This is a genomic window from Neptunomonas sp. (assembly GCF_016744175.1).
GTDB lineage: Bacteria > Pseudomonadota > Gammaproteobacteria > Pseudomonadales > Balneatricaceae > Neptunomonas.
On sequence record NZ_JADGEV010000011.1, the window covers coordinates 94,890 to 115,775 of the forward strand.

Annotated in this window: 21 protein-coding genes; 8 read left to right on the forward strand and 13 right to left on the reverse strand. The window is 43.7% G+C overall.

What is annotated here, in order from left to right; translation table 11 throughout:
- The first annotated feature begins 99 nt into the window (after nt 1-99).
- Nucleotides 100-1,620 (forward strand): exopolyphosphatase, encoded by a 1,521-nt coding sequence (gene ppx, locus QZZ55_RS07310; RefSeq protein ID WP_293266663.1) that lies wholly within the window; start codon nt 100-102, stop codon nt 1,618-1,620.
- A gap of 68 nt (nt 1,621-1,688) precedes the next feature.
- On the opposite strand, the gene QZZ55_RS07315 is transcribed toward ppx, so the two are convergent.
- From QZZ55_RS07315 to yrfG, 4 genes are all read right to left on the reverse strand, one after another.
- Nucleotides 1,689-3,236 carry a phosphoenolpyruvate carboxykinase gene (locus QZZ55_RS07315; protein WP_293266664.1) on the reverse strand — a complete coding sequence of 516 codons (1,548 nt, stop codon included), beginning with the start codon at nt 3,234-3,236 and terminating at the stop codon, nt 1,689-1,691.
- Between the two features lie 176 nt (nt 3,237-3,412).
- Nucleotides 3,413-4,285 carry an Hsp33 family molecular chaperone HslO gene (gene hslO, locus QZZ55_RS07320; protein ID WP_293266665.1) on the reverse strand — a complete coding sequence of 291 codons (873 nt, stop codon included), beginning with the start codon at nt 4,283-4,285 and terminating at the stop codon, nt 3,413-3,415.
- A 76-nt stretch (nt 4,286-4,361) separates the two neighbouring features.
- Nucleotides 4,362-4,757 (reverse strand): ribosome-associated heat shock protein Hsp15, encoded by a 396-nt coding sequence (gene hslR, locus QZZ55_RS07325; RefSeq protein ID WP_293266666.1) that lies wholly within the window; start codon nt 4,755-4,757, stop codon nt 4,362-4,364.
- Nucleotides 4,750-5,433 (reverse strand): GMP/IMP nucleotidase, encoded by a 684-nt coding sequence (gene yrfG / locus QZZ55_RS07330; protein ID WP_293266667.1) that lies wholly within the window; start codon nt 5,431-5,433, stop codon nt 4,750-4,752. Before yrfG ends, hslR begins: the two co-directional genes overlap by 8 nt.
- Nucleotides 5,434-5,474: 41 nt before the next feature.
- Between yrfG and nudE the strand changes: the two genes are divergently transcribed.
- A complete protein-coding gene (gene nudE / locus QZZ55_RS07335) occupies nt 5,475-6,026 on the forward strand; it encodes an ADP compounds hydrolase NudE (protein WP_293266668.1) in 552 nt (183 codons plus the stop codon).
- A gap of 69 nt (nt 6,027-6,095) precedes the next feature.
- Here the strand turns inward: nudE and QZZ55_RS07340 are convergent, their stop codons facing one another.
- On the reverse strand, nt 6,096-6,377 hold the full coding sequence (locus tag QZZ55_RS07340) for a hypothetical protein (protein ID WP_293266669.1): 282 nt from the start codon (nt 6,375-6,377) through the stop codon (nt 6,096-6,098).
- A 272-nt stretch (nt 6,378-6,649) separates the two neighbouring features.
- Here QZZ55_RS07340 and QZZ55_RS07345 point away from each other — a divergent pair, with 272 nt between their 5' ends.
- Nucleotides 6,650-7,234, forward strand: coding sequence for a Fe-Mn family superoxide dismutase (locus tag QZZ55_RS07345; RefSeq protein WP_293266670.1), 585 nt, complete (start codon nt 6,650-6,652; stop codon nt 7,232-7,234).
- 92 nt (nt 7,235-7,326) lie between these two features.
- Here the strand turns inward: QZZ55_RS07345 and QZZ55_RS07350 are convergent, their stop codons facing one another.
- Nucleotides 7,327-7,701, reverse strand: a complete 375-nt coding sequence (locus QZZ55_RS07350) for a nuclear transport factor 2 family protein (protein ID WP_293266671.1) — start codon at nt 7,699-7,701, stop codon at nt 7,327-7,329.
- Between the two features lie 105 nt (nt 7,702-7,806).
- On the opposite strand from QZZ55_RS07350, the gene QZZ55_RS07355 reads away from it, so the two are divergent.
- Nucleotides 7,807-8,676 (forward strand): LysR family transcriptional regulator, encoded by an 870-nt coding sequence (locus tag QZZ55_RS07355; RefSeq protein WP_293266672.1) that lies wholly within the window; start codon nt 7,807-7,809, stop codon nt 8,674-8,676.
- A 22-nt stretch (nt 8,677-8,698) separates the two neighbouring features.
- On the opposite strand, the gene QZZ55_RS07360 is transcribed toward QZZ55_RS07355, so the two are convergent.
- From QZZ55_RS07360 to QZZ55_RS07380, 5 genes are all read right to left on the reverse strand, one after another.
- Nucleotides 8,699-9,106, reverse strand: a complete 408-nt coding sequence (locus QZZ55_RS07360) for an ACT domain-containing protein (protein WP_293266673.1) — start codon at nt 9,104-9,106, stop codon at nt 8,699-8,701.
- Nucleotides 9,107-9,132: 26 nt separating this feature from the next.
- Nucleotides 9,133-9,981: a fumarylacetoacetate hydrolase family protein gene (locus QZZ55_RS07365; RefSeq protein WP_293266674.1), complete on the reverse strand. Its 849-nt coding sequence runs from the start codon at nt 9,979-9,981 to the stop codon at nt 9,133-9,135.
- Nucleotides 9,982-10,013: 32 nt separating this feature from the next.
- Complete coding sequence (locus QZZ55_RS07370) at nt 10,014-10,649, reverse strand: DUF2799 domain-containing protein (RefSeq protein WP_293266675.1); 636 nt, start codon at nt 10,647-10,649, stop codon at nt 10,014-10,016.
- Nucleotides 10,630-10,995, reverse strand: coding sequence for a DUF805 domain-containing protein (locus QZZ55_RS07375; protein ID WP_293266676.1), 366 nt, complete (start codon nt 10,993-10,995; stop codon nt 10,630-10,632). The genes QZZ55_RS07370 and QZZ55_RS07375 overlap by 20 nt, the downstream gene beginning before the upstream one ends.
- 109 nt (nt 10,996-11,104) lie before the next feature.
- The gene (locus tag QZZ55_RS07380; RefSeq protein ID WP_293266677.1) at nt 11,105-11,713 is read right to left on the reverse strand and encodes an arylesterase; all 609 of its coding nucleotides are present in this window, start codon (nt 11,711-11,713) and stop codon (nt 11,105-11,107) included.
- On the opposite strand from QZZ55_RS07380, the gene QZZ55_RS07385 reads away from it, so the two are divergent.
- Nucleotides 11,712-12,464, forward strand: a complete 753-nt coding sequence (locus tag QZZ55_RS07385; RefSeq protein WP_293266678.1) for an ABC transporter ATP-binding protein — start codon at nt 11,712-11,714, stop codon at nt 12,462-12,464. The two genes, QZZ55_RS07380 and QZZ55_RS07385, sit on opposite strands and share 2 nt — an antisense overlap.
- Nucleotides 12,461-14,911 (forward strand): FtsX-like permease family protein, encoded by a 2,451-nt coding sequence (locus QZZ55_RS07390; protein ID WP_293266679.1) that lies wholly within the window; start codon nt 12,461-12,463, stop codon nt 14,909-14,911. Before QZZ55_RS07385 ends, QZZ55_RS07390 begins: the two co-directional genes overlap by 4 nt.
- Nucleotides 14,912-14,942: 31 nt before the next feature.
- Here the strand turns inward: QZZ55_RS07390 and QZZ55_RS07395 are convergent, their stop codons facing one another.
- Nucleotides 14,943-17,813, reverse strand: coding sequence for a DUF748 domain-containing protein (locus QZZ55_RS07395; RefSeq protein ID WP_293266680.1), 2,871 nt, complete (start codon nt 17,811-17,813; stop codon nt 14,943-14,945).
- Nucleotides 17,814-18,261: 448 nt separating this feature from the next.
- Between QZZ55_RS07395 and QZZ55_RS07400 the strand changes: the two genes are divergently transcribed.
- Nucleotides 18,262-18,387, forward strand: a complete 126-nt coding sequence (locus QZZ55_RS07400) for a hypothetical protein (RefSeq protein ID WP_293266681.1) — start codon at nt 18,262-18,264, stop codon at nt 18,385-18,387.
- 82 nt (nt 18,388-18,469) lie between these two features.
- Here QZZ55_RS07400 and rpiA read toward each other — a convergent pair whose 3' ends face one another.
- Nucleotides 18,470-19,156 (reverse strand): ribose-5-phosphate isomerase RpiA, encoded by a 687-nt coding sequence (rpiA, locus tag QZZ55_RS07405; protein WP_293266682.1) that lies wholly within the window; start codon nt 19,154-19,156, stop codon nt 18,470-18,472.
- A gap of 164 nt (nt 19,157-19,320) precedes the next feature.
- Here rpiA and ilvA point away from each other — a divergent pair, with 164 nt between their 5' ends.
- Complete coding sequence (ilvA, locus tag QZZ55_RS07410; RefSeq protein WP_293266684.1) at nt 19,321-20,841, forward strand: threonine ammonia-lyase, biosynthetic; 1,521 nt, start codon at nt 19,321-19,323, stop codon at nt 20,839-20,841.
- Nucleotides 20,842-20,886: the final 45 nt, after the last annotated feature.

Sequence of the window (20,886 nt, forward strand, 5' to 3'; positions counted from 1 at the left end):
GAACTCTCTTCATTCATTGAGCTAATTCACTGAATATGTCTTTTTGTTCTGCTACTCTTTGGTTTTTACACCGCTAACGCTAAAGAGAAGATTAGCTTAATGCACAATTCAGAAAACCATATAGATTCGGCATCAGACGATTCACTTCTCGCTGCCATCGACTTAGGCTCCAACAGTTTCCACATTGTTGTTGCCCGCCTATCTCAAGGCGAACTATCGACTGTCGATATCATGTCGGAGAAAGTACAACTTGGCGCGGGTATTGGCGCAGATAAAATGCTCTCGGCAGAAGCCATGGGTAGAGGTTTAACCTGCTTAAGCCGATTTTCACAATTATTGAGTGACTTGCCACATGATGCCGTAAAAGTCGTGGCAACAAACGCGCTTCGAGAAGCAGCCAACAGTTACACTTTTACTGAGCAAGCAGAGAAAATTCTCGGAGTACCTATTGAAATTATTGCGGGTCGCGAAGAAGCACGCCTTATCTATTTAGGTGTCTCTCATACCTTAGCTAACACGACCGGTGCTCGCTTAGTTATTGATATTGGCGGCGGCAGTACAGAATGTATTATCGGGGAGCATTTTGAGCCTCTCGAAATGGAAAGCCTCCATATGGGCTGTGTTAGCTACACTCGCCACTTTTTTAGTGATGAACGCATTAATGAAAAGAACTTCAAACATGCTGAACACGCAGCCATGCGTGAGCTGCTGTCTATACGCGAGCGCTACAAGAAAACGGGATGGGCCACGAGTGTAGGCTCTTCTGGCACCATTAAAGCAATCAAGAATGCTTGTATTGCCTGCGGCTTCAGTGAAGAAAGCATCACGCGCAAAGGCTTAGAACAGTTAAAGAAAAAAATTCTCACTTTTGATACGTTATCATCACTAGAAATAGCAGGCGTAAAAGCAGAAAGAACTGCTATTTTGCCTGCAGGGCTCGCAATACTTACCGCACTTTTTCAGTCATTTAACATAAAAGAGATGCGTTTCTCTGATGGAGCACTTCGAGAAGGATTGCTCTACGATATGGCTGGTCGTTTGCGCCATGAAGATATTCGAGAGCGTTCTATCTCTGCAATAATGAAACGCTATCGTGTAGACGAAGCACACGCTCAACGTATAGAGCACACTGCGCTAGCAGCACTGGCTCAAGTGAAAAGTGCATGGAACCTTAACTCACCGTCTCATCAAGAAATGCTGCGTTGGGCAACCCGCACACATGAGATTGGCCTTACTATTGCTCACAGCCAATTCCATAAACACAGCGCTTATTTACTACAGCACTCTGATCTCGCGGGCTTCACCAAATCGGAGCAGCAGTTACTCGCATTTTTAGTAAGGGGTAATCGCCGCAAGTTTCCAAAAGATGATTACAAACACCTTCCTGAGCGCCGTAAAGATGCTTATAAGCGGCTGTGTGTGCTACTTAGACTATCCGTCATTCTACATCGTAGTCGTAGCGGCTCTGCGCTCCCTGCTTTCACATTAAAGGCAGAAGGAAAGAAACTAACTCTTAGCATCATAAATGGCGTACTTGCAGACTACCCACTCACTCAAGCAGACCTGGAACAAGAGATAGATTATTTAAAAAATGCGGACATTAAGCTAAGTATTAACTAATTGCTGATACTCGAAACGAAAAAGCCCCTGCTTACTCACGTAAACAGGGGCTTTTTATCAATATATAATTAGTTTTTTGGGCCTGCATCAATGATGTCAGCAGAAACACCTTCAAACTTGGTAAAGTTACCCACAAACTGGCCAATCAAATCACGAGCAGCTGCATCATAAGCTGATTTGTCTTCCCACGTATCACGAGGGTTTAACAATGCTGAGTCAACACCAGGAACAGAAGTAGGCACTGTTAGGTTGATGCCCGGCAGTTGCTGAGTCTCAACACCTTTCAACGCACCACTCTGAATAGCCGCAATAACACCACGCGTAGTAGGGATGCTGAAGCGCTGGCCTGTACCGTATGAACCGCCAGTCCAACCCGTGTTAACCAAATAAACCTGCGATCCAAACTCTTCAACTCGCTTCATCAAGAGTTCAGCGTAAACACGAGCAGGGCGAGGGAAGAAGGGAGCACCAAAGCAGGTAGAGAATGTGGATTTAATACCACCACCAGAACCCATTTCAGTAGAACCTACCAATGCTGTATATCCAGACAAGAAGTGATAAGCAGCGGCTTCTTTTGTCAAAATAGAGACAGGAGGCAATACACCCGTTAAATCACATGTAAGGAAAACAACCGCTTTAGGTTCGCCACCCATATTGGTCGCAGAGCGCTTTTCTACGTGCTCTAGCGGATAAGCACAACGGCCGTTCTCTGTTAGAGACGTATCGTCGTAATCCGCTTTGCGATTATCATCCAGCTTAACGTTTTCAACGATGCCACCAAATCGGATAGCATCCCAGATAATAGGCTCGTTTTTCTGGCTCAGGTTGATTGTTTTCGCATAACAACCACCTTCCAAGTTAAATACAACACCTTTGCCCCAGCCATGCTCATCATCACCAATCAGGTAACACGTAGGGTCTGCAGACAAGGTCGTTTTACCTGTACCAGATAAACCGAAGAACAATGTAGTGTTACCATCTTCACCAATGTTTGCCGAGCAATGCATCGGTAAAACATCTTTTTCAGGAAGTAAGAAATTCTGTACAGAGAACATCGCTTTCTTCATTTCACCCGCATAACGCATACCGGCCAACAAAACTTTACGCTTAGCAAAGTTAAGAATGACACAGCCTTCGCTGTTAGTGCCATCACGCTCAGGTACACATTCAAAGTCAGCAGCATTAATAATCTGCCACTCTTCTTTTGCTTTTGGGTTGTATTCTTGAGGACGGATAAACAGGTTTTGGCCAAACAAGTTTTGCCATGCTGTTTCTGTCGACATTTTTACTGCGAGATACTGATTAGGATCAGAACCCACATGAACATTAGCTACAAAATGCTCTTTGCTAGCGAGGTACTCTTCAACACGGTTCCAAAGAGCATCAAATTTATCAGCATCGAATGGGCGGTTGATGCTACCCCAGTCAATCGAATCAGCAGTGCTAGGTTCTTCTACGATATAACGATCCATCGGAGAACGCCCTGTGCGCTTACCGGTAGTAACTACCAGCGCGCCGGAATCTGCTAACGTTCCTTCGCCACGGCTAACTGCGTGTTCCACGAGCTCAGCACGGGTCAGATTAAGGTGTACGGTATTCTCAGTTTCTTTGGTCATTCTGTGGATTCCCTTGGCTCGGTGCCAAAAAACGTTACCTAAAAAGCAAAAAACCCCTTTATTCTGCGTATAACCGACAGTGAGTAATTATTTGGGGATGCATATTATTACAAAAAGTTGCGATTTATGCCATGCCAAAACCGCAGATCCGCGGCTTGGCAGCTATCACACTACCATCAATGCAGTTGATCCGATTGAGGCACATGCGCTGAATCTGAAAACATTGCTCTTATATCAGTTTCATCAAATGTGTAATGTTCGTTGCAAAATTGACAGGCAACGTCTATAAGACCTTGTTTTTCAATAATTTCGAGTAACTCGTCTTGTGTTAGAAACTGCAGGCTATTAGCGCTTCGTTCCCGTGAACAATCACATTTGAACTCAACAGAATCAGGATCATATAAACGACACTCCTCTTGATGGAATAGACGAAAGAGTAATGCCTCGTTATCCAGCTCAAGTAGCTCTTGGGGTTTTAAAGTTGCTCCAATTTGCTCAATATGTTCCCAATCATTTTCGGCCGTTCCCGCTGCCGGCATAACCTGAAGCAAGAAACCAGAGGCTCGATTTTCATCGGCAGCCAAATGAATTTGAGTGGGCAGTTGTTCTGATCTTTCAAAATAATCAGCTAAACACGCGGCTAACGTTGCCTTCTCTAAAGGAACGATTCCCTGATAGCGCTGCCCGACTTCAGGCTCAATGGTAATCACCAAATGACCATCACCAATCAGCTCAATTATACTGGCATTCTCATCAATATCGCCTTCATATCGCGCAATACCACGACACTGCCGCTTATTATTCACTTCGGCCATCAACGCACTAACATTGCCCTCTCCTTGTGCTTGCAATAAGAGCCGCCCATCAAACTTTAAGGTAGTACTCAGCAAAGCGACCGCTGCAAGCATTTCTCCTAACGCATTACGAATCGCGGCGGGGTAGTCATGTAGGTCGAGCATATCTTGGTAGGTTTTATCCAAACCCACCAACACCCCCCGAATATCGAGGTCATCAAATAAAATACGCTGAATTTGATCAGGGTTACTCATATAGCCAATTTCTCACTCTTACAAAATAATATTTTCGAGCATTTTATCACAAAGTTTTTAATACAAATGCCAGCAATTACCCTCGTTGCAATTCTTTCACACCTAACAACTGGCGACGGCTGCGTTTATCTGGTTTATGCCCTGGGCTTAGGTCAGCACCTTTGAGTGCTTTTCGTTGTAGTGCTTCTTTTTCTCGACGCTCTAGGCTGTCTGCGGTTTCTTCATATAAAAGCTGCGCCTCTACAGCACCACGGCGCTGCTCAGACAATGCTTTTACAATAACAACGCGTTGATCAAACCCTTGACGAATTTGTAACGTCGCGCCTAACTCTACTGTTTTACTGCACTTGGCTCGCTGCCCTTCATAATGCACTTTCCCACCGTCAACCATCTGCTTTGCAATGGCTCGGGTTTTATAAAAACGAGCCGCCCATAACCATTTATCCAACCGAATCTTTGCCTGTTCAGACATCTTTTGCTCCTTCAGGTTTAAGCTCATTAAAATGCTCTACAGCGCCAAACTCATTGATTTCGCGTGCAGGGCTTTGGCTATCTGGTTGTGAAATAGCCAATAAATAACGAATCCCATACTCTTTAGCCGATGCTAAAACAGACAGACTGTCATCTATTAAGAGAGTCCGCTGAGGATCAAAAGGTTCAACCTCCTGCAGTTTCGTCCAAAAACTTAGATCTTCCTTAGGCAAGCCAAAGTCATGTGAACATACGATAGAATCAACACGTTCGGCTAAATCAGTCTTTTCTAGTTTTAATGACAGACTTCCTCGGTGAGCGTTAGTAACTATTACTGAGCGCAGTCCAGCAGCTTTAACTTTTTCTAGGAAATTTTGCACATACGGCCTGAAGGCAATGCGGTCAGCTATTTCTGTTTTTAAGGCAACGATATCTACGTTTAATTCTTGTGACCAATAATCCAAACAATACCAATTCAAGGTGCCTTGTTCTTTCATCAAGCGCTCATGTAGCCATGCTTGTGCTTCCTTCGCATCCATTTTATGGATATCAGCGTAGCGTACCGGCAAATGCTCCAACCAAAAAAAAGAGTCGAAGTGCAAGTCCAATAATGTTCCGTCCATATCTAACAAAACAGTATCAATACTGGACCAATCAAGCGTAGTAGGTACAATCACATCAATGCCTCTTATTTCAATCCATCAGAATGGATATCAGTATGCCCGTGAAGCCAGAGATTTTGAAGGTCACTCCTACCGCCCGCAGTCGCCTGTTTCAAGTAGAAGAGTTGGAATTACGCTTTAGTAATGGCGTAGAAAGAACGTATGAGCGCTTAGCATCACGTGGACACGGCGCTGTCATGATTATAGCCGTCGATGCACAAGAGCATGTCATTCTGATTCGAGAATATGCCGGAGGCATTGAAGATTATACGCTGACACTACCCAAAGGGTTGATCGATCCAGGTGAAACAGCAGAAATTGCTGCCGATCGTGAACTAAAAGAAGAAGCAGGTTTTGGCGCTAACAAACTCAACTTTTTAAAAGAAATGACGTCGGCCCCTAACTATATGGGGCATCGTATCTCAGCCATCATTGCTCGAGACCTCTACCCTTGCAAACTTGAAGGTGATGAACCTGAGCCTATGGAAGTTGTTCGCTGGCCGTTGTCGAACATAGAAGAACTCATAGCGCAGCCCGAGTTCACAGAAGGACGAGCAATTGCAGCTCTGTATATGACACGCCACTTCCTTTCTGTTGAAAACAAGTAGCGCGGCAATACCTCATTTAAGTTTGCCAAACCTGAGCTGAAAGCAAGCCCTTACGTTTAATAATGGAGCTTAAGGGTTCGCACACACTTTCGAGCCTTGGCGAATATCTTGCTCCACCTTGGTTTGGGAAAGTTCATCACCTAAGCGGTTGTCCATAATCGCACGAACTTCCAAGTCGCTATAACGCTTATGCACGTAATCAGACAAACACTCACATTGTTCTTGCGACGCATTGCCCGAAGCAACACACCCAGCAACAAATGGCTCATACGTTTTTGAAGTTAAATACTGAGTCTTGATCACGAAGACCGCCAACATTACTGCACAGATCCAAAGAAGTATTTTAGCCATGATGAATTATCTATTCTTGTTTTAGTTATATGGGCTTCAGCTTACCTGAAGGTTGGTTATTCTAGGGTGAGCCCTGTTAAATTGCAGCAAACTTTAGTCGCAACTAGATCTAATCACACACAAATTGTGTCATGAAAAGACAAAGCAAGGGTGCTATCATCTACTCACAAATATGTCGTGGGTCACTTGAGCTTTATCTCAAACGGGTGTCCATTACTGTTATCTATAACTACAACGATATGCTGAACGTGTCGACAAGAAGGTGAAAACACATGAGCTTTGAACTACCTGCACTGCCGTATGCAAAAGATGCACTAGCACCACACATCTCTGCTGAAACGCTTGATTTCCACCACGGCAAGCACCACAACACATACGTAACTAAACTAAATGGTTTGGTTCCTGGTACTGAATTTGAAGGAAAAACTCTTGAAGAGATTATCCTTTCAGCTCCAGCTGGCGGTGTTTTCAATAACGCTGCTCAAATCTGGAACCACACGTTCTACTGGAACAGCCTGTCTCCAAATGGTGGTGGCGAGCCAACTGGCCCAGTTGCTGATGCCATTATCGCTAAATGGGGTTCTTTTGCTGCATTCCAGGAAGAGTTCAACGATAAAGCCGTTAACAACTTCGGTTCAAGCTGGACTTGGTTAGTTAAAAACGATGACTTCTCTCTAGAAATCATCAACACCAGCAATGCTGGCACGCCAATGACTAACCGTCAGCGCGCTATCTTGACTTGTGATCTATGGGAGCACGCTTACTACATCGACTACCGTAACGTACGTCCTGATTACCTGAAAGGCTACTGGTCTCTAGTAAACTGGGACTTCGCAAACCAAAACTTTGGTGCGTAAATCTTAGCTTCATAGGGCACCTGCTTAGGCAGGTGCAAAAAAGCCATTGAGTGAAAACTCAATGGCTTTTTTATTGGCCTAATACGCAATATTTAACGCTCACCCTGTACTTCAAAATCATCACTACTCAAACGTGCCTTACCATCTGCATCGATAATCCAATGCTCTCGATGAACCACACCAAAGGCCTTATTCATTGTCCAGCTAGCCCGCAGTATATAACCCTCATTTTCTGCAGGCTCCCACCTCACATCAGAATACTCAACATCAGTGAAGCCCTGATCCATAATATTTTTCCAAAAGGCCTGAATTTCATCTCGCCCTTTAAATGTCCCAAATGGCCGAGCATCCATGACAGCATGTGGCATATATTGCGAAGCACAGCCGGCGGCATCTTGCTTATTGAATGCCTGTTTCCAGGCACGAATGCCTTCTTCACAAATTTCCAGGGTGCTTTTAACTGGCATATAAACTTCCTCAATTAATAAAACAATAGAGCAAGATTAGATGAATAATTGACATGTGAAAACAGATATATAAAGATTAACTGTTCTATAAATACGGACAATCATATGAATCAGTTACGCTATATGTCTGTCTTTGCACGCATAGTAGAGGAAGGTTCAATAACGGCAGCAGCAGAAGCCTTACATCTTTCTAAATCTGTTGTGAGTCAACAGCTGAAAGCACTGGAAAATGAGCTTGGCATTTTACTTTTAAAACGCACTACTAGAAGACAAACATTAACCAATGCAGGCGAAAGCTTTTATCAACAGTGTAAAGCACTCAATGATATAGCTGAAACCGCGTGGCAACAGGCCAAAGATACACTTGAAACACCACAAGGCTCGATTAGAATCACTGCTCCTGATGCCCTCATGAGCTCTATCATTGCGCCCGCGATAGGCCATATTATTAAAAAATACCCGTTATTAGCGCCGGAGCTAATTAGCAACGACCAACATTTGGACTTGCCTGCAGATAACATTGACTTGGCAATTAGAGTTGGCCCATCTGCTATCAGCTCGATGAAGCAAAAACGAATAGGGCATTTCCGAGACGTACTGTGCGCAACACCCGCTTTCATTGAAAGCGGGGTGGACCAGCAGTCTATTTATATTGCGAACACTTGGCAAAGCGCGCAGATATGCCATACCTTTACGCACAAAAAAACAAACTCATCTTTTGTATTTTCTACACGGGCTCGCTGTAAAGCAGATTCTTTTAATATCTGCTTAGCGTTAATCCACGAAAGTGCAGGCATTGGGATAATACCTGACTTCTTATTCAAACAAATAACAGCATCTCTAAGCGAAGTTTATCCGAGCTTCCAGCTCCCAGAAAACTCAGTATATGCGCTACACCCTTATAGCAACAAAGTACCACTCAATGTCACATTATGCTTAGCAGCAATTGAAAATAAATTAGCGACTGCAATGTAAACAGTTGCTCGTTTTACTCCGTTTAAAGACCAACTCTTACCAACTCATTAAGCGCCAACAGTGCCTCATCAGCTTCATGAGATTTAATAAGAATGTGGTCATGATAAAAAGCAGCGATCACATTTGCGCTAATGTTTGATTCAGTTAATTTAGCTGCTACAGCGGCAGTTAATCCAACAGCATCAAGGCTTGAATGAACATGTAAAGTAATGCATCTAAACACACCAGAATAAGCAATATTATATTCATCAGCCTTGTCCCTTTTCAAAATAACAGTCGTGCCCTCCTCTTCGTTGAAGGTGCATAAAGGCTGTAATAGCACCATTTTCTCGTAATCAACTTCAGCCATACAACTAAAAACGTACTCTGTCTCAGATAGGCCCGGAGACATCGACGCTATTAGTTTACCTAGATCTTTTTCACCAGGCATTTAATACTCTGCTCATATAAATTCTCCTAGCGTTCTTTCGTTATAGGGTTACTCAACACCCCAATCCCACTAATCTCTACTTCAATAACATCACCAGGCTTCATATAGAGGCGAGGCTTACGTTTTACTCCAACGCCACCGGGCGTGCCTGTAACGATAATATCGCCAGCCACCAGCGTACAAAAGGTAGATATGTATTCGACTAATGCCGGTATATCAAAGATCAAATCAGAGAAAGGTGCATGTTGTACTTGCGCTCCATTTAAGCGCGTTGTTACCGTTTGAGATTCTAGGTTTTCAATTTCATCAGGGGTTACCATCCAAGGGCCAAAGGCTCCGGTATGGTCAAAGTTTTTCCCTGGTGTAAACTGTCCAGTATGCATCTGCCAGTCACGAATACTCGCATCGTTATAACACGCGTACCCAGCAACATGCAGGAAGGCATTTTCACGTGTTATATGTCGCCCGCTCTGCCCTATAATGACAGCAAGCTCTCCCTCAAAGTCGAGCTTTTCAGAAACATTCGGCCGCACTATAGGTGCTCCGTGGGCTACTTGTGTTGATGAAAAACGCGTAAACAGTACCGGATGAGCCATTTCAGGCATGCCTGTTTCAAGCCGGTGGCTTTCGTAATTCAGCCCAACGCAGATAATTTTCTCTGGATTAGGAATAACAGGCAACAGTTGAATCTCATCAAATGAGTAAAAGGGAGCACTTGCCAGCTTGGCTTTTATAACAGATATTTTGGACGCATCCGCTAATAAAGTCTTTAGGTCAGGTGTGTCAGGAAACAATACTGATAAGTCATAAGCATGATCATCTTCGACCAAACCAAAGCAAGAGCGGCCATTGATTAAAAATGAGGCTAGTTTCATATCTATTGTTCCTGTTTATTCTATGTAGTAACTCAATAAGTATGTGATCGTATTTTTTGATCATATTCCGATTGCTTGCGTAACAACTTAAAACGCGAGTCTTCTGCATCTTGCTGCAACCAAAATATTTCCCGATGATGCGCTTTAATCTCACTTAATAGGCGCTTACGGTCTGCTGCTGAGCTTTTATCACTAATCAACAACTGCTCTTTTTTTCCGATACGCGTATTCAGTGTACGTATATCACGCTCAGCATCATTCATGGTTGCACGAAGTGTTGTCATCACATCGCTGATCATGAAGAGCTCATAGCCTGGGTTATACCCTTCCAAAAACGCTGCTTCCATTACCGCTGGGCAAATACCTTGATACTTACTGCCTTTTTTGCCCTGAAAGAAGCCGCTTGACCGGGTACAAAACTGCTTCAGCCCTTGCTGATACCCAAGATGATAATCTTCGCGTGCAGGTACAACTGCATATTCGGCGCAGTCATGACGGTATTCATCAAGTACAGAAGAGTGGACACCCTTAGATGCATCAGCCTGCCCTATCAATTGCCAATCGGCATGAACACACTCTGATTGATTCATTGAACTACAGCCCTGCACTACAGCAACAGCAACAGCAGCACAGATCACCAACAATTTATTAAAAGGTAGTTTTATCATGTCGTGGTCCATGTTCATTATCAGGTTTCCCTGGGAAGGCCATCATTACTAACAGGGCAATCCAACCAAGCAATGGTACCAACACAATGAGTGCCCACCATCCAGAACGTCCTATATCATGTAAACGACGCACGCTCACCGCCAAGCTTGGTAGAAAAATAAATAGTGAATATAACCCTCCAAGTAAACCTGCTCCAGAGGCATGGCCCCAACCCATAAAGCGATCAACAAAACCCACAGCTATACTGATCAGAATATTCATCAGCATAAAATACCAAAACTCTTCACGTGACGCTCGGCCAGTAAATACTGTGTATTTTTTTATGACCTGTAGATACCAGTCCATTTTTCACCTATATCAATAAGAAAGAAGCAATGCACGCACTTAAATGTAATCAGCCCTCTTTATAATAAGTTACTAGCGGAAAGGCTCAACCCTATCAATTGGCATTATTCTAGTCACTCAGCAAAGGCTGTAGATGAGGCCATACATTCTCTAACAAAACCATTTGTGCTTTGGCATTTGGGTGTAACCCATCCGATTGCATCAAGCTCTGCTGTAACGCTACGCCATCCAACAAAAAAGGCACTCTGCTCACATCATGCTCATCAGCTAGCGTTTCAAAAAGTGTATAAAAGCGCTCTGTATATGAGACACCATAATTGGGAGGTAAACGAATCCCCACCAATAGAGGCTTAGCACTTGCTTGCTCGCTGAGCTCAATTAAGGTTGTTATATTGCGCTCAATCAACGCTAACGGCATTCCCCGTAAGCCATCATTTGCTGCCAATTCAAGAACTATCCAGTCTGGTTGGTGTCTCTCTATCAAGGCTGGCAGGCGTGTAATACCTCCTTGCGTGGTTTCGCCACTGATACTGGCATTTATCACAGTAATATCGGTATATTTCTGCTGCAGTCGAGTTTCAAGCAAAGCTACCCAGCCCTGCTCGGGACGAATACCATAGGCCGCAGATAAACTATCGCCCAGTACCAATAAAGTTCTGGCGGAAACACTGCTACTAACAATAACGGATAGTAGTAATAAACAACGGATAAAAGTCATGCTTGATAAAACCTCTTTTGCTATAGAAACACACCATCTCGCAAAAACCTTCTCAACTCAAGCAGGTGTGATCCATTTATTTAACGATTTATCCCTCAATATTCAGCAAGGAGAGAGTGTCGCGATTATCGGCCAATCAGGGGCAGGAAAATCCACACTTCTCAGTCTATTAGCAGGGCTAGATGTACCAACATCAGGCACTGTAAAGTTGCTAGAGACCGATCTCAGCCAGCTATCCGATGCCGAACGCTCAGCATGGAGAAGTGAAAACCTCAGTTTTATCTTCCAAGCATTTCATTTGCTACCTGAGCTGACCGCACTTGAAAATGTACAACTGCCATTGGATATTCGTGGTGACAAACAAGCCGCACCAAAAGCAAAAAACTTATTAGATAAAGTTGGCTTATCTGACAGGCAAAGTCATTACCCGGCACAACTTTCTGGCGGTGAACAGCAACGCGTAGCGATTGCACGCGCATTTGTAACAACCCCTTCTATTTTATTTGCTGACGAGCCCACCGGAAATTTAGATGCAGAAACCGGAGAGAACATCATCACACAATTATTTGATATTAACGCTCAACAAGCCACCACATTAGTGTTGATCACACATGATGCTGCATTAGCATCGCGCTGTAATCGGCAATTCAGACTTGAGCAAGGTATTTTAATTGAGGGCTCCACAAAAGCACGACAAGTAGAACCCAATCAAGAAATTAACAAAGGCTCACGTGTAGGATTAGCAGAATGATAACCACACTGGCCCTACGACAACTAAAAGCACAGTGGAGGCGTCCTGATGGACGTGCTCTGCTTCTGTCGATTTTTTTAATGACGAGTTTGATTACCTTGTTGAGCCTAACGGGTGACCGCTTAACAAAGAGTTTAACTATCCGTAGCGCAGAGATACTCGGTGCAGATATGGTCATAAGTAGCCACCAGCCACTCGCTTCAGGGTGGGACCAGACAACACCTTTTGGTTTGTCTACAACCAAGGTGACACAATTCACCAGCATGGTTGAAGCTCAAGACTCAATGCTTCTTAGTTCAATCCGTGCCGTTGATGCACCTTACCCACTACGAGGGGAGATAGTGACCGAACCTCCCCATTCTATGGATGCTCCCAGCAGCGGAACCGTATGGGTAGAACCGAGTGTACTAAGCCGCCTTAACATTAACATTGGTGACTCAGTCAACATCGGTTACAGCTCTTTTTTAGTTGAAAGAACACTCATTAGCAGCCCTGACCGTGGCTCAAACTTTCGCAGTTTCAACCCTCATATTATTATGAGTCACGACGACTTGGCTGCAACAAAAGTGCTCGCGCCTGGAAGCAGAGCCCATTACCGGCGTCTTTTCTCCGGCACACCAGAACAAATAACAAAAGCAGAGCAGCTCTTTCGAGCAAATTTAAAAGATAAACAACAGTTATACACGGCGCAAGGAGATCAACCAACGAGAGGTAATGCAGCCAATAATGCTAATCAATATTTAAAACTGAGTGCCTTATTCGCGTTATTACTGGGCTCCTTCTCAATTTATCTCAGCTTACGTCGTTTCAGTGCCGACCAACGTAGCCGAACGGCCTTATTAATGAGTTTAGGTCTCTCTCGCATCCAACTGTTTCAGCTTTTTAGTATTCAGCTCTTTTGTGGTTGGTTACTCGCCGCTATTCCGGGCGCTCTATTAGGCTTTGGCTTACATAACATGGTGTTATGGAAACTCGCTAGCTTGTTACCACACCCATTACCCGCGCTAAGTATTACATCACTGATTAGTAGCCCATTACTAGCAGGAGGGATATTAATGATCGCAGGGCTTGCCACCCTATTACCTCTGGGAAAAACTTCCGTATTATCATTAATACGGCAAGGGAATGACCGCCCGAGTACGCATAAGCTGCTCTTTTGGCTAACACCCATCACACTGTTTATTATTATTGCTTTTTTCGTTGAGTCTATTTTATTCGCTAGCCTATTAACGGTTAGCTTACTGCTGTCAGGGTTAATATCAGGACTGTGCGTACAGTACCTCATTCATACGCTGAACCAGCGTCTAAAAAGCACCGTCCGGCTATTCCCGCTACTCACGTTACGTATCAGACAACAACGCCACTGGCACCGACTGCAGGGCGGCGTACTAACATTACTCCTAACGTTAATGACAGTACTGTTATTTGCCCGCCAAGACATGCTGAGCGAATGGCAGGGGCAGTTACCTGCAGACACACCGAATCAATTTGTCATTGATATTCAGCCGTGGGAAAAAGAATCTGTGACTCAGTGGCTTAATGATCACAACGTTTCGTCGACCCTGTACCCTATCATCAGAGGGCGTATTGAATCCTTAAACGGGCAAACCATCGCTCAGGCATTTACCAACGAGCAACGCCAACACAACACGTTAAACCGGGAACTTAATTTAACCTGGGGAGATAAAATCCCTGCACACAACACCTTAGAGCAGGGGCAATGGAGCAGTGCAGATAATGCTATTTCAATAGAGCAGTCCATGGCAGACGAGTTATCACTTGTATTGGGCGACACATTGGGATTTCGCGTGGGGAGTGATATATTCAGTGGCACTGTTACCAGCATCAGGGGGGTAGAGTGGGCATCATTTCGACCTAACTTTTATGTAATTTTCTCACCTGACGTTATTGACCAGCTTCCAGCAACTTACATCACTAGTTTTAGAACCAATGCTCAGCAAAAAAATCTCACTTCACAGCTATTGAAAGCATTTCCAACACTGACTTTAATCGACATAGAGCAGCTATTATTGCAAGCACAAGACCTGATCAACAAACTCAGCGATAGTGCATCACTTATTTTGTTATTAACATTACTTAGTGGATTAATTTTAGTCATTACGACTCTGCAACAAGACTTGGTGCAGCGCCGTTTTGAAGTAGCTCTGCTACGTACACTGGGTGCATCAGCGAACCAAGCTCGTCAGTTGGATATGCTTGAATATCTATTAATGGGTCTAAGCTGCGGAGTACTCACCTGTATTATGAGTGAGTCATTACTCTTCCTAATTTATACAAACTTATTAAAACTAGAGCCTCAGCTACATCCACTTCTTTGGATAGCACTGCCCACTCTTGCGACGGTACTATTCTCATTGACAGGACTACTGACTCGCAAAGCCCTATCACTTCCTCAAAGTTACCAATTACTAAAAAGCGGAGACTAAAACGCGTTAGTTATTCGCGTTAATGTCGCTTTTATAGCCCTAAAACAACACCCGGTTTCAACTTGTCATCTTTCAAGTTTGGGACCGGAAAACAGGAAAACAGGCGATCCTTAGGAATACCCTTCTCTAACAAAACACCAATGACTTTTTCTCCGCGTTCAGATGCTAATGCCTGCAATCGCTCCATGACTAACACTTCCAACTCAACAGCGGGTAAAGGCTTAGGTTTGGCTTTATTCTCTTTCTCAAGTATAGGAAGCATATTGAGTCTATCTGCCTTTACAGCGTTACCACAGATGCTTAAACGCAAACCTTTTCTAGACGCTAGCATCTCTCCTATCTTACTCAAATAATCTCCAGCTTCGGGGGCTGACTGGCTACTACCCACCTCAAAATTAACGGGCGCTAATGTAATAAATGCACCTGACTTGTTTGCATCAAGGGCCGTACTTGCGAGCGATATGAGTGCCCCATAGGGTTGTAGAGATTTCGTCAAGAAGCTAAACGCAGCCTTTTTCAGACCTTTTTTTGCTAATCGGTTAATAATACTTTGATAACCGAATTGCGGATCGTCGAGAGAACCTTCAACAGGTAAATCCAATTTAATATTATCTTCGCTATCCTGAAGAATAGAGATAGCCATGCTTAAAGGCATGCTCAGTACTTTATTAAAGTCATCTGTTGCCTCTGTCTGGGCTGCCTCTACTTCCAAACGATTCAGCTTAACGCTGTTTTTACCTGTCAGTACGCCTTTCTTTAAAGTACCACTGCTATTAAGATCCAGTTGACCACTCTGCAGGAAGTACCCTATATATTCTCCCGCGTATGGACTGACAACGGGCAATTCAGCATTTTTCAGATTGATTTTCCAGTCACCGTTTTTCGTACCGCCCAATAAATTCATCTTGCCTGAAGCCGTTAAGATAGCATGCTTATTAATAGCAGCTTTCAAGCTAAACGGGCTCAATTCACCTTTACCCGTATCAACCTTTGCAATGCTGAGTTGTTTAATATCAACTGTCGACTTGAATGTAGGTTTAACGCTGTAATCTTCAATATAAAAGCGGTTATTACCGAGTAATTGCAATCTTCCTATTCGAGAGGTGAACTCGCCAGCTTTGTCATTTGCTGTTTTGCTACTCGTCGCCTGATCTGCACTACTATCACTTAATGTAGCCAACGCACTTGTCAGTGACTCAATTTCTTTAATAGCTTGTTTTTTAGTAACCGATATATGTGTTGTTGAATTTTTCAGCTGAACATCATTTACCACCAAACGTATCGCATCAGTTAATAGCACTCCTTTGAGTAGCACTTCATCAATAGTGCTCATGGGTTTCTGACCCTGCTCAACGTTTGCTTTCAGGCCAGATAATGTCACTCGGTCTGTACTGATCTTCTTAGAGGAATAAAACGCATTGCTCACGCTAAGGTTGTCTAAAGCTAGCAACTGTAGAGGTTTTTTAATGGTGGCTACATTAAGAGAAGAACCTTTAAATTCAATTTTATCTAGAAGTGGCTCTGTTACCTGCATATCCTTAATGCTTGCAGATAAGTCAGCAGATGCTAAATCGATAGCGAGACTACCACCTTGTATTAACTTCAACTTTTGCAACACGATCTCTGGAACAGCTGAGACTCCACCAATGTCACTGCCTTGCCAATGAACATCCAAGGGTGATACCAAGGATAACTGATCAGCGGCTAAGTCAATCTCCGGGTTTTTCACATTTAAAGCGGCAATACGAAAGTCAACCTGTGTATTAATACTCTTAGGTAGGCCTTTATCAAATTGAACACTTAATGGCCCTGTCTGCACCAACGATAAAGCCTCAACACTCAAGCCAGGCTGCTGCAGCTTTAGGTCTGCTACTTCTATGTTTTGTGGTCCTTTTAGCGTACTAAGGAGTTTATCTGCAAATAATAAATCGATACCTCCTTTCCAGTTTAGCTGTGAGAACTGCAGCGTCAGCTCTTTTCCTTGCTCAACCAGTATCGCTGCATTTTTCAATGCGCCTTCCAGTGCTACTTTTTGTAAATCGCCTTCAGCCAATGCGACCGAGCCTTTTCCCGCCCACGCCAAGCGCTTATCAGTAATATGGAGCTGTTCATCTTGCCATGCAAAATCATCTAGACTAAAGCTACCAGAATGAGACAACGTCCCTGTTCCACCTGTGAGATCAAGTGCAAGTTCAAGATTAGTTGTTAAAACGCCACGCAGTTGCGGCACCCACGCTTTTGCAACGCTCTGCAAGGGAAACTTATCCAGTATTATTTTAATGGTAGAGGTCTTCTTATCTGGCAGTGGTACTGCATCAGTTTTCACTTTAATCTGGGAACCGTTCAACATGCCATCTATCGATAATTGAGTAGATGCGCGCTCATCCCACTGATAAAGCGCACTTAATCCGGCATTATCAATGACTAACTTCTGCTTTTGATGTTTCGGTATATCTAGCGACCAGCTAATCTGCTTCAAATTGACATTAGCAATACCAAACTTCCACTCTGTAGGCGGGCCCTTGGGCTCTTCTACTTTTTCACCAGATTCAAATTGAGAAAGGTTTACCGGCCCTAACCAAAGTGAACCCTCTTGCTGATGTAACCCACTAGCAACATCAGAGATCAGCACTTCATTTACTAAGATCTGTTTTTCCAATAAAGACGGGTAATCCACTGAAATCTTTAAATGGCCTACATTAATAGGCGGCATACCTGCAGACTCAGCCTTCAGTTGTAATAACTCGACTCCACCGCTAAACCAGTGAACGGTAACTTTCTCAAATGAGGCATTTTCTACACCTTGGTCTTTAAGCCAAATAACAACTTGGTCACGAATCAAATACGGAACTGAGTACAACCCCATTGATATCAACGCTACAACAAATAAAATAACTCGCATTCGTGACCCCAATACATTTAAAAAAGTAACATGCGCTACACTGACCTGATACTCACAAAAAGGCAGAACTGTTGCAAAAACCTTACACTGCTTTTCCTGATTACAGGCTGAACTCGTAGATTAAAACTTACTCAGCGCTTGTTTTAACCACGGCTTCAACTTACACCCAACGACAACGCCTGCACGCGCAAAGAATTGATTACCAAAACGATTCATACTTATAGCATGACGAAACCTCATAAAAAATACCGTTATAGGTAATGGGAACTGTAAGCAAAGCCGATTACCCGCGCTAAAGTATCATTACATATTAAATGGTTATTCCAAAATACCATTACAAACATAACGGTTATTCCAAAAGGCTATAAAAATAAAACAATTCCTGCTAAAATCTGGCCGGCAAAAATACAGATCAATGCCATTTTTTTAATTTTTTAGGGTGAATTTCATGGATCATCATGATGAGGGTTTTCGCGACTCTTCCAGCTATGGCTGGATTGTTATTAACTTAGTCGCGATGATATGGGTAACCATGCCTGTTAGCATTGCGCTGATGCAAATAGTGCAAAGGTAAGTATCAGCTTAAAATACTGATATAAAAATGCCGCTTATCTAAGCGGCATTTTTAATAATGAGCACATCCAATACTATTCCTGCTACAACTCCAGCTCTTTATTTTTGATTGTTTGTACACCGTCAGGCGACCCCATCAAAATCACATCAGCACCGCGCTGAGCAAACAAGCCATTGGTAACAACACCCACGATATTATTTAAGGTAGCTTCTAAGCCTTTAGGATCAACGACCGAAAGATCATGCACATCAAGAATTTCGTTACCGTTATCTGTAACAAAACCACTGCGATAAACCGGCATGCCATCCAGCTTGACCAACTCACGAGCCACGTATGAGCGCGCCATGGGAATCACTTCAACAGGTAACGGAAAATCACCCATCACATCCGCCTGTTTGCTTGAATCAACAATGCAGACAAACTCTTTTGCGACAGCGGCTACAATTTTTTCTCGCGTTAATGCACCACCACCACCTTTGACCACGTTTAAACGAGGGTCAAATTCATCAGCACCATCAACATAAACTTCCAGCTCGTTGATCGCATTCAAATCAAACACGGTTATGCCATGGCTCTTTAGACGCTCAGCTGTTGCTTCAGAACTAGCAACAGCACCATCAAACATATGCTTTACTTTAGCCAGTTCATCGATGAAAAAGTTCGCGGTAGAACCGGTGCCTACGCCAACAATTGTTTCTCGCCCTAAACGAGGACGAATATATTCAACAGCAGCCTGAGCAACGGCTAACTTCATTTCATCTTGTGTCATGCTACTCCACATCTCAATTAGTGACTAATTGCACAAATTATACGCAGCATTGACGCTCTCTTATAGACGAAATGCGTTACAACTTGTAGGATTTCTGCCTCTTCTTGTTAAATCATTCAAGATTGATTGATAAACAAGCCACTCGCTCTATTGATCGTACCCTTATTATGGCTCACCGATACATAAAAAAAATTCTCGAAGCTCGTGTTTATGACGTTGCTGTCGAAACGCCTCTGGATGAAGCCAGAGGCCTGTCTGAACGCCTTAGCAACCGTGTCTTACTAAAACGAGAAGACCTGCAACCGGTGTTTTCTTTTAAAATTCGCGGCGCTTATAACAAGATGAGACAGCTGTCGGAGAAAGAGCGAGCCTGTGGCGTTATTGCAGCATCAGCAGGAAACCATGCACAAGGGCTAGCAATGGCAGCAAAACACTTAGGTGTTAAAGCCACTATTGTTATGCCAAAAACGACGCCGGAACTAAAGGTGAATAACGTTCGCCGTTTAGGTGGCAAAGTAATCCTACATGGTGATGCTTTTGATGAAGCGTCAGCACACGCACAAAAGCTAGTGGCAGAAAAAGGGATGACTTATGTACACCCTTTTGATGACCCGGATGTCATCGCTGGACAGGGCACGGTCGCGATGGAAATGCTCCGCCAAGAGTCTGGGCCTATCGATGCTATTTTTGTACCTGTCGGTGGGGGTGGTCTAATTGCCGGTATCGCGGCTTATGTGAAATACTTGCGCCCCGAAACCAAAATCATTGGCGTCGAATCCGAAGATTCCGCCTGCCTTGCAGCCGCTATGAAAGCATCTCGACGCGTAACCTTGTCACAAGTAGGGATTTTTGCTGATGGTGTGGCCGTTGCTCAAATTGGTAAAAATACCTTTGAGATCTGCCGTGAATATGTCGATGAAGTGATCACCGTTACAACCGATGAAATCTGTGCAGCCATTAAAGATATTTATGACGACACACGCTCAATCTGCGAACCCGCAGGTGCATTGGGCGTTGCCGGGCTGAAGAAGTATGTCAATCGTGAGCAATGTAAAGACAAGACGCTGATTGCCATTGACTCAGGTGCCAACATTAACTTTGACCGTCTACGTCATGTCGCAGAACGCTCTGAACTGGGCGAGAAGCGCGAAGCTATCATTGCCGCTAAAATTCCAGAAAAACCTGGCAGTTTCAAAAAATTCTGTACAGCACTAGGTAAGCGCAATATTACAGAGTTTAACTACCGATACAGTGATGATACACAGGCGGTTGTATTTGCAGGCGTACAGATTCAAGCAAATAACGATGGAAAAGAAGAGCTATTAACAGAGCTTCGTGAGCATATCGAAGAGGTTGTAGACCTTACAGATGATGAGGCAGCCAAACTACATGTACGCTACATGGTAGGTGGGCATGCTCCGGAGTCAGTTACAAACGAGATCGTTTACCGATTTGAATTTCCTGAACGCCCGGGTGCACTAATGAAGTTTCTCAGTACGCTAGGTGGTCGTTGGAATATTTCCATGTTCCACTACCGTAACCATGGCTCCGCTTATGGCCGTGTGTTGGTCGGCATGCAAGTACCTAAAGCAGAACGCCCACAGGTAAAAGAGTTCTTGAACGAGATTGGATATAACTTCTGGGAAGAAACCAACAACCCAGCTTACAAGTTGTTTTTAGGCTAATTCTTTAAGGCTATTCTCTCAACAATACAAAAAACCGCTCTTAAT

Coding starts and splice junctions, on each gene's coding strand:
- ppx (WP_293266663.1), top strand. CDS start 100: ATGCACAATTCAGAAAACCATATAGATTCGGCATCAGACGATTCACTT.
- QZZ55_RS07400 (WP_293266681.1), top strand. CDS start 18,262: ATGGATCATCATGATGAGGGTTTTCGCGACTCTTCCAGCTATGGCTGG.
- QZZ55_RS07360 (WP_293266673.1), bottom strand. CDS start 9,106: ATGCCTGGTGAAAAAGATCTAGGTAAACTAATAGCGTCGATGTCTCCG.
- QZZ55_RS07380 (WP_293266677.1), bottom strand. CDS start 11,713: ATGACTTTTATCCGTTGTTTATTACTACTATCCGTTATTGTTAGTAGC.
- QZZ55_RS07385 (WP_293266678.1), top strand. CDS start 11,712: ATGCTTGATAAAACCTCTTTTGCTATAGAAACACACCATCTCGCAAAA.
- rpiA (WP_293266682.1), bottom strand. CDS start 19,156: ATGACACAAGATGAAATGAAGTTAGCCGTTGCTCAGGCTGCTGTTGAA.
- hslO (WP_293266665.1), bottom strand. CDS start 4,285: ATGAGTAACCCTGATCAAATTCAGCGTATTTTATTTGATGACCTCGAT.
- QZZ55_RS07365 (WP_293266674.1), bottom strand. CDS start 9,981: ATGAAACTAGCCTCATTTTTAATCAATGGCCGCTCTTGCTTTGGTTTG.
- hslR (WP_293266666.1), bottom strand. CDS start 4,757: ATGTCTGAACAGGCAAAGATTCGGTTGGATAAATGGTTATGGGCGGCT.
- QZZ55_RS07345 (WP_293266670.1), top strand. CDS start 6,650: ATGAGCTTTGAACTACCTGCACTGCCGTATGCAAAAGATGCACTAGCA.
- QZZ55_RS07355 (WP_293266672.1), top strand. CDS start 7,807: ATGAATCAGTTACGCTATATGTCTGTCTTTGCACGCATAGTAGAGGAA.
- nudE (WP_293266668.1), top strand. CDS start 5,475: ATGCCCGTGAAGCCAGAGATTTTGAAGGTCACTCCTACCGCCCGCAGT.
- QZZ55_RS07315 (WP_293266664.1), bottom strand. CDS start 3,236: ATGACCAAAGAAACTGAGAATACCGTACACCTTAATCTGACCCGTGCT.
- QZZ55_RS07390 (WP_293266679.1), top strand. CDS start 12,461: ATGATAACCACACTGGCCCTACGACAACTAAAAGCACAGTGGAGGCGT.
- QZZ55_RS07350 (WP_293266671.1), bottom strand. CDS start 7,701: ATGCCAGTTAAAAGCACCCTGGAAATTTGTGAAGAAGGCATTCGTGCC.
- QZZ55_RS07375 (WP_293266676.1), bottom strand. CDS start 10,995: ATGGACTGGTATCTACAGGTCATAAAAAAATACACAGTATTTACTGGC.
- QZZ55_RS07370 (WP_293266675.1), bottom strand. CDS start 10,649: ATGATAAAACTACCTTTTAATAAATTGTTGGTGATCTGTGCTGCTGTT.
- QZZ55_RS07340 (WP_293266669.1), bottom strand. CDS start 6,377: ATGGCTAAAATACTTCTTTGGATCTGTGCAGTAATGTTGGCGGTCTTC.
- QZZ55_RS07395 (WP_293266680.1), bottom strand. CDS start 17,813: ATGCGAGTTATTTTATTTGTTGTAGCGTTGATATCAATGGGGTTGTAC.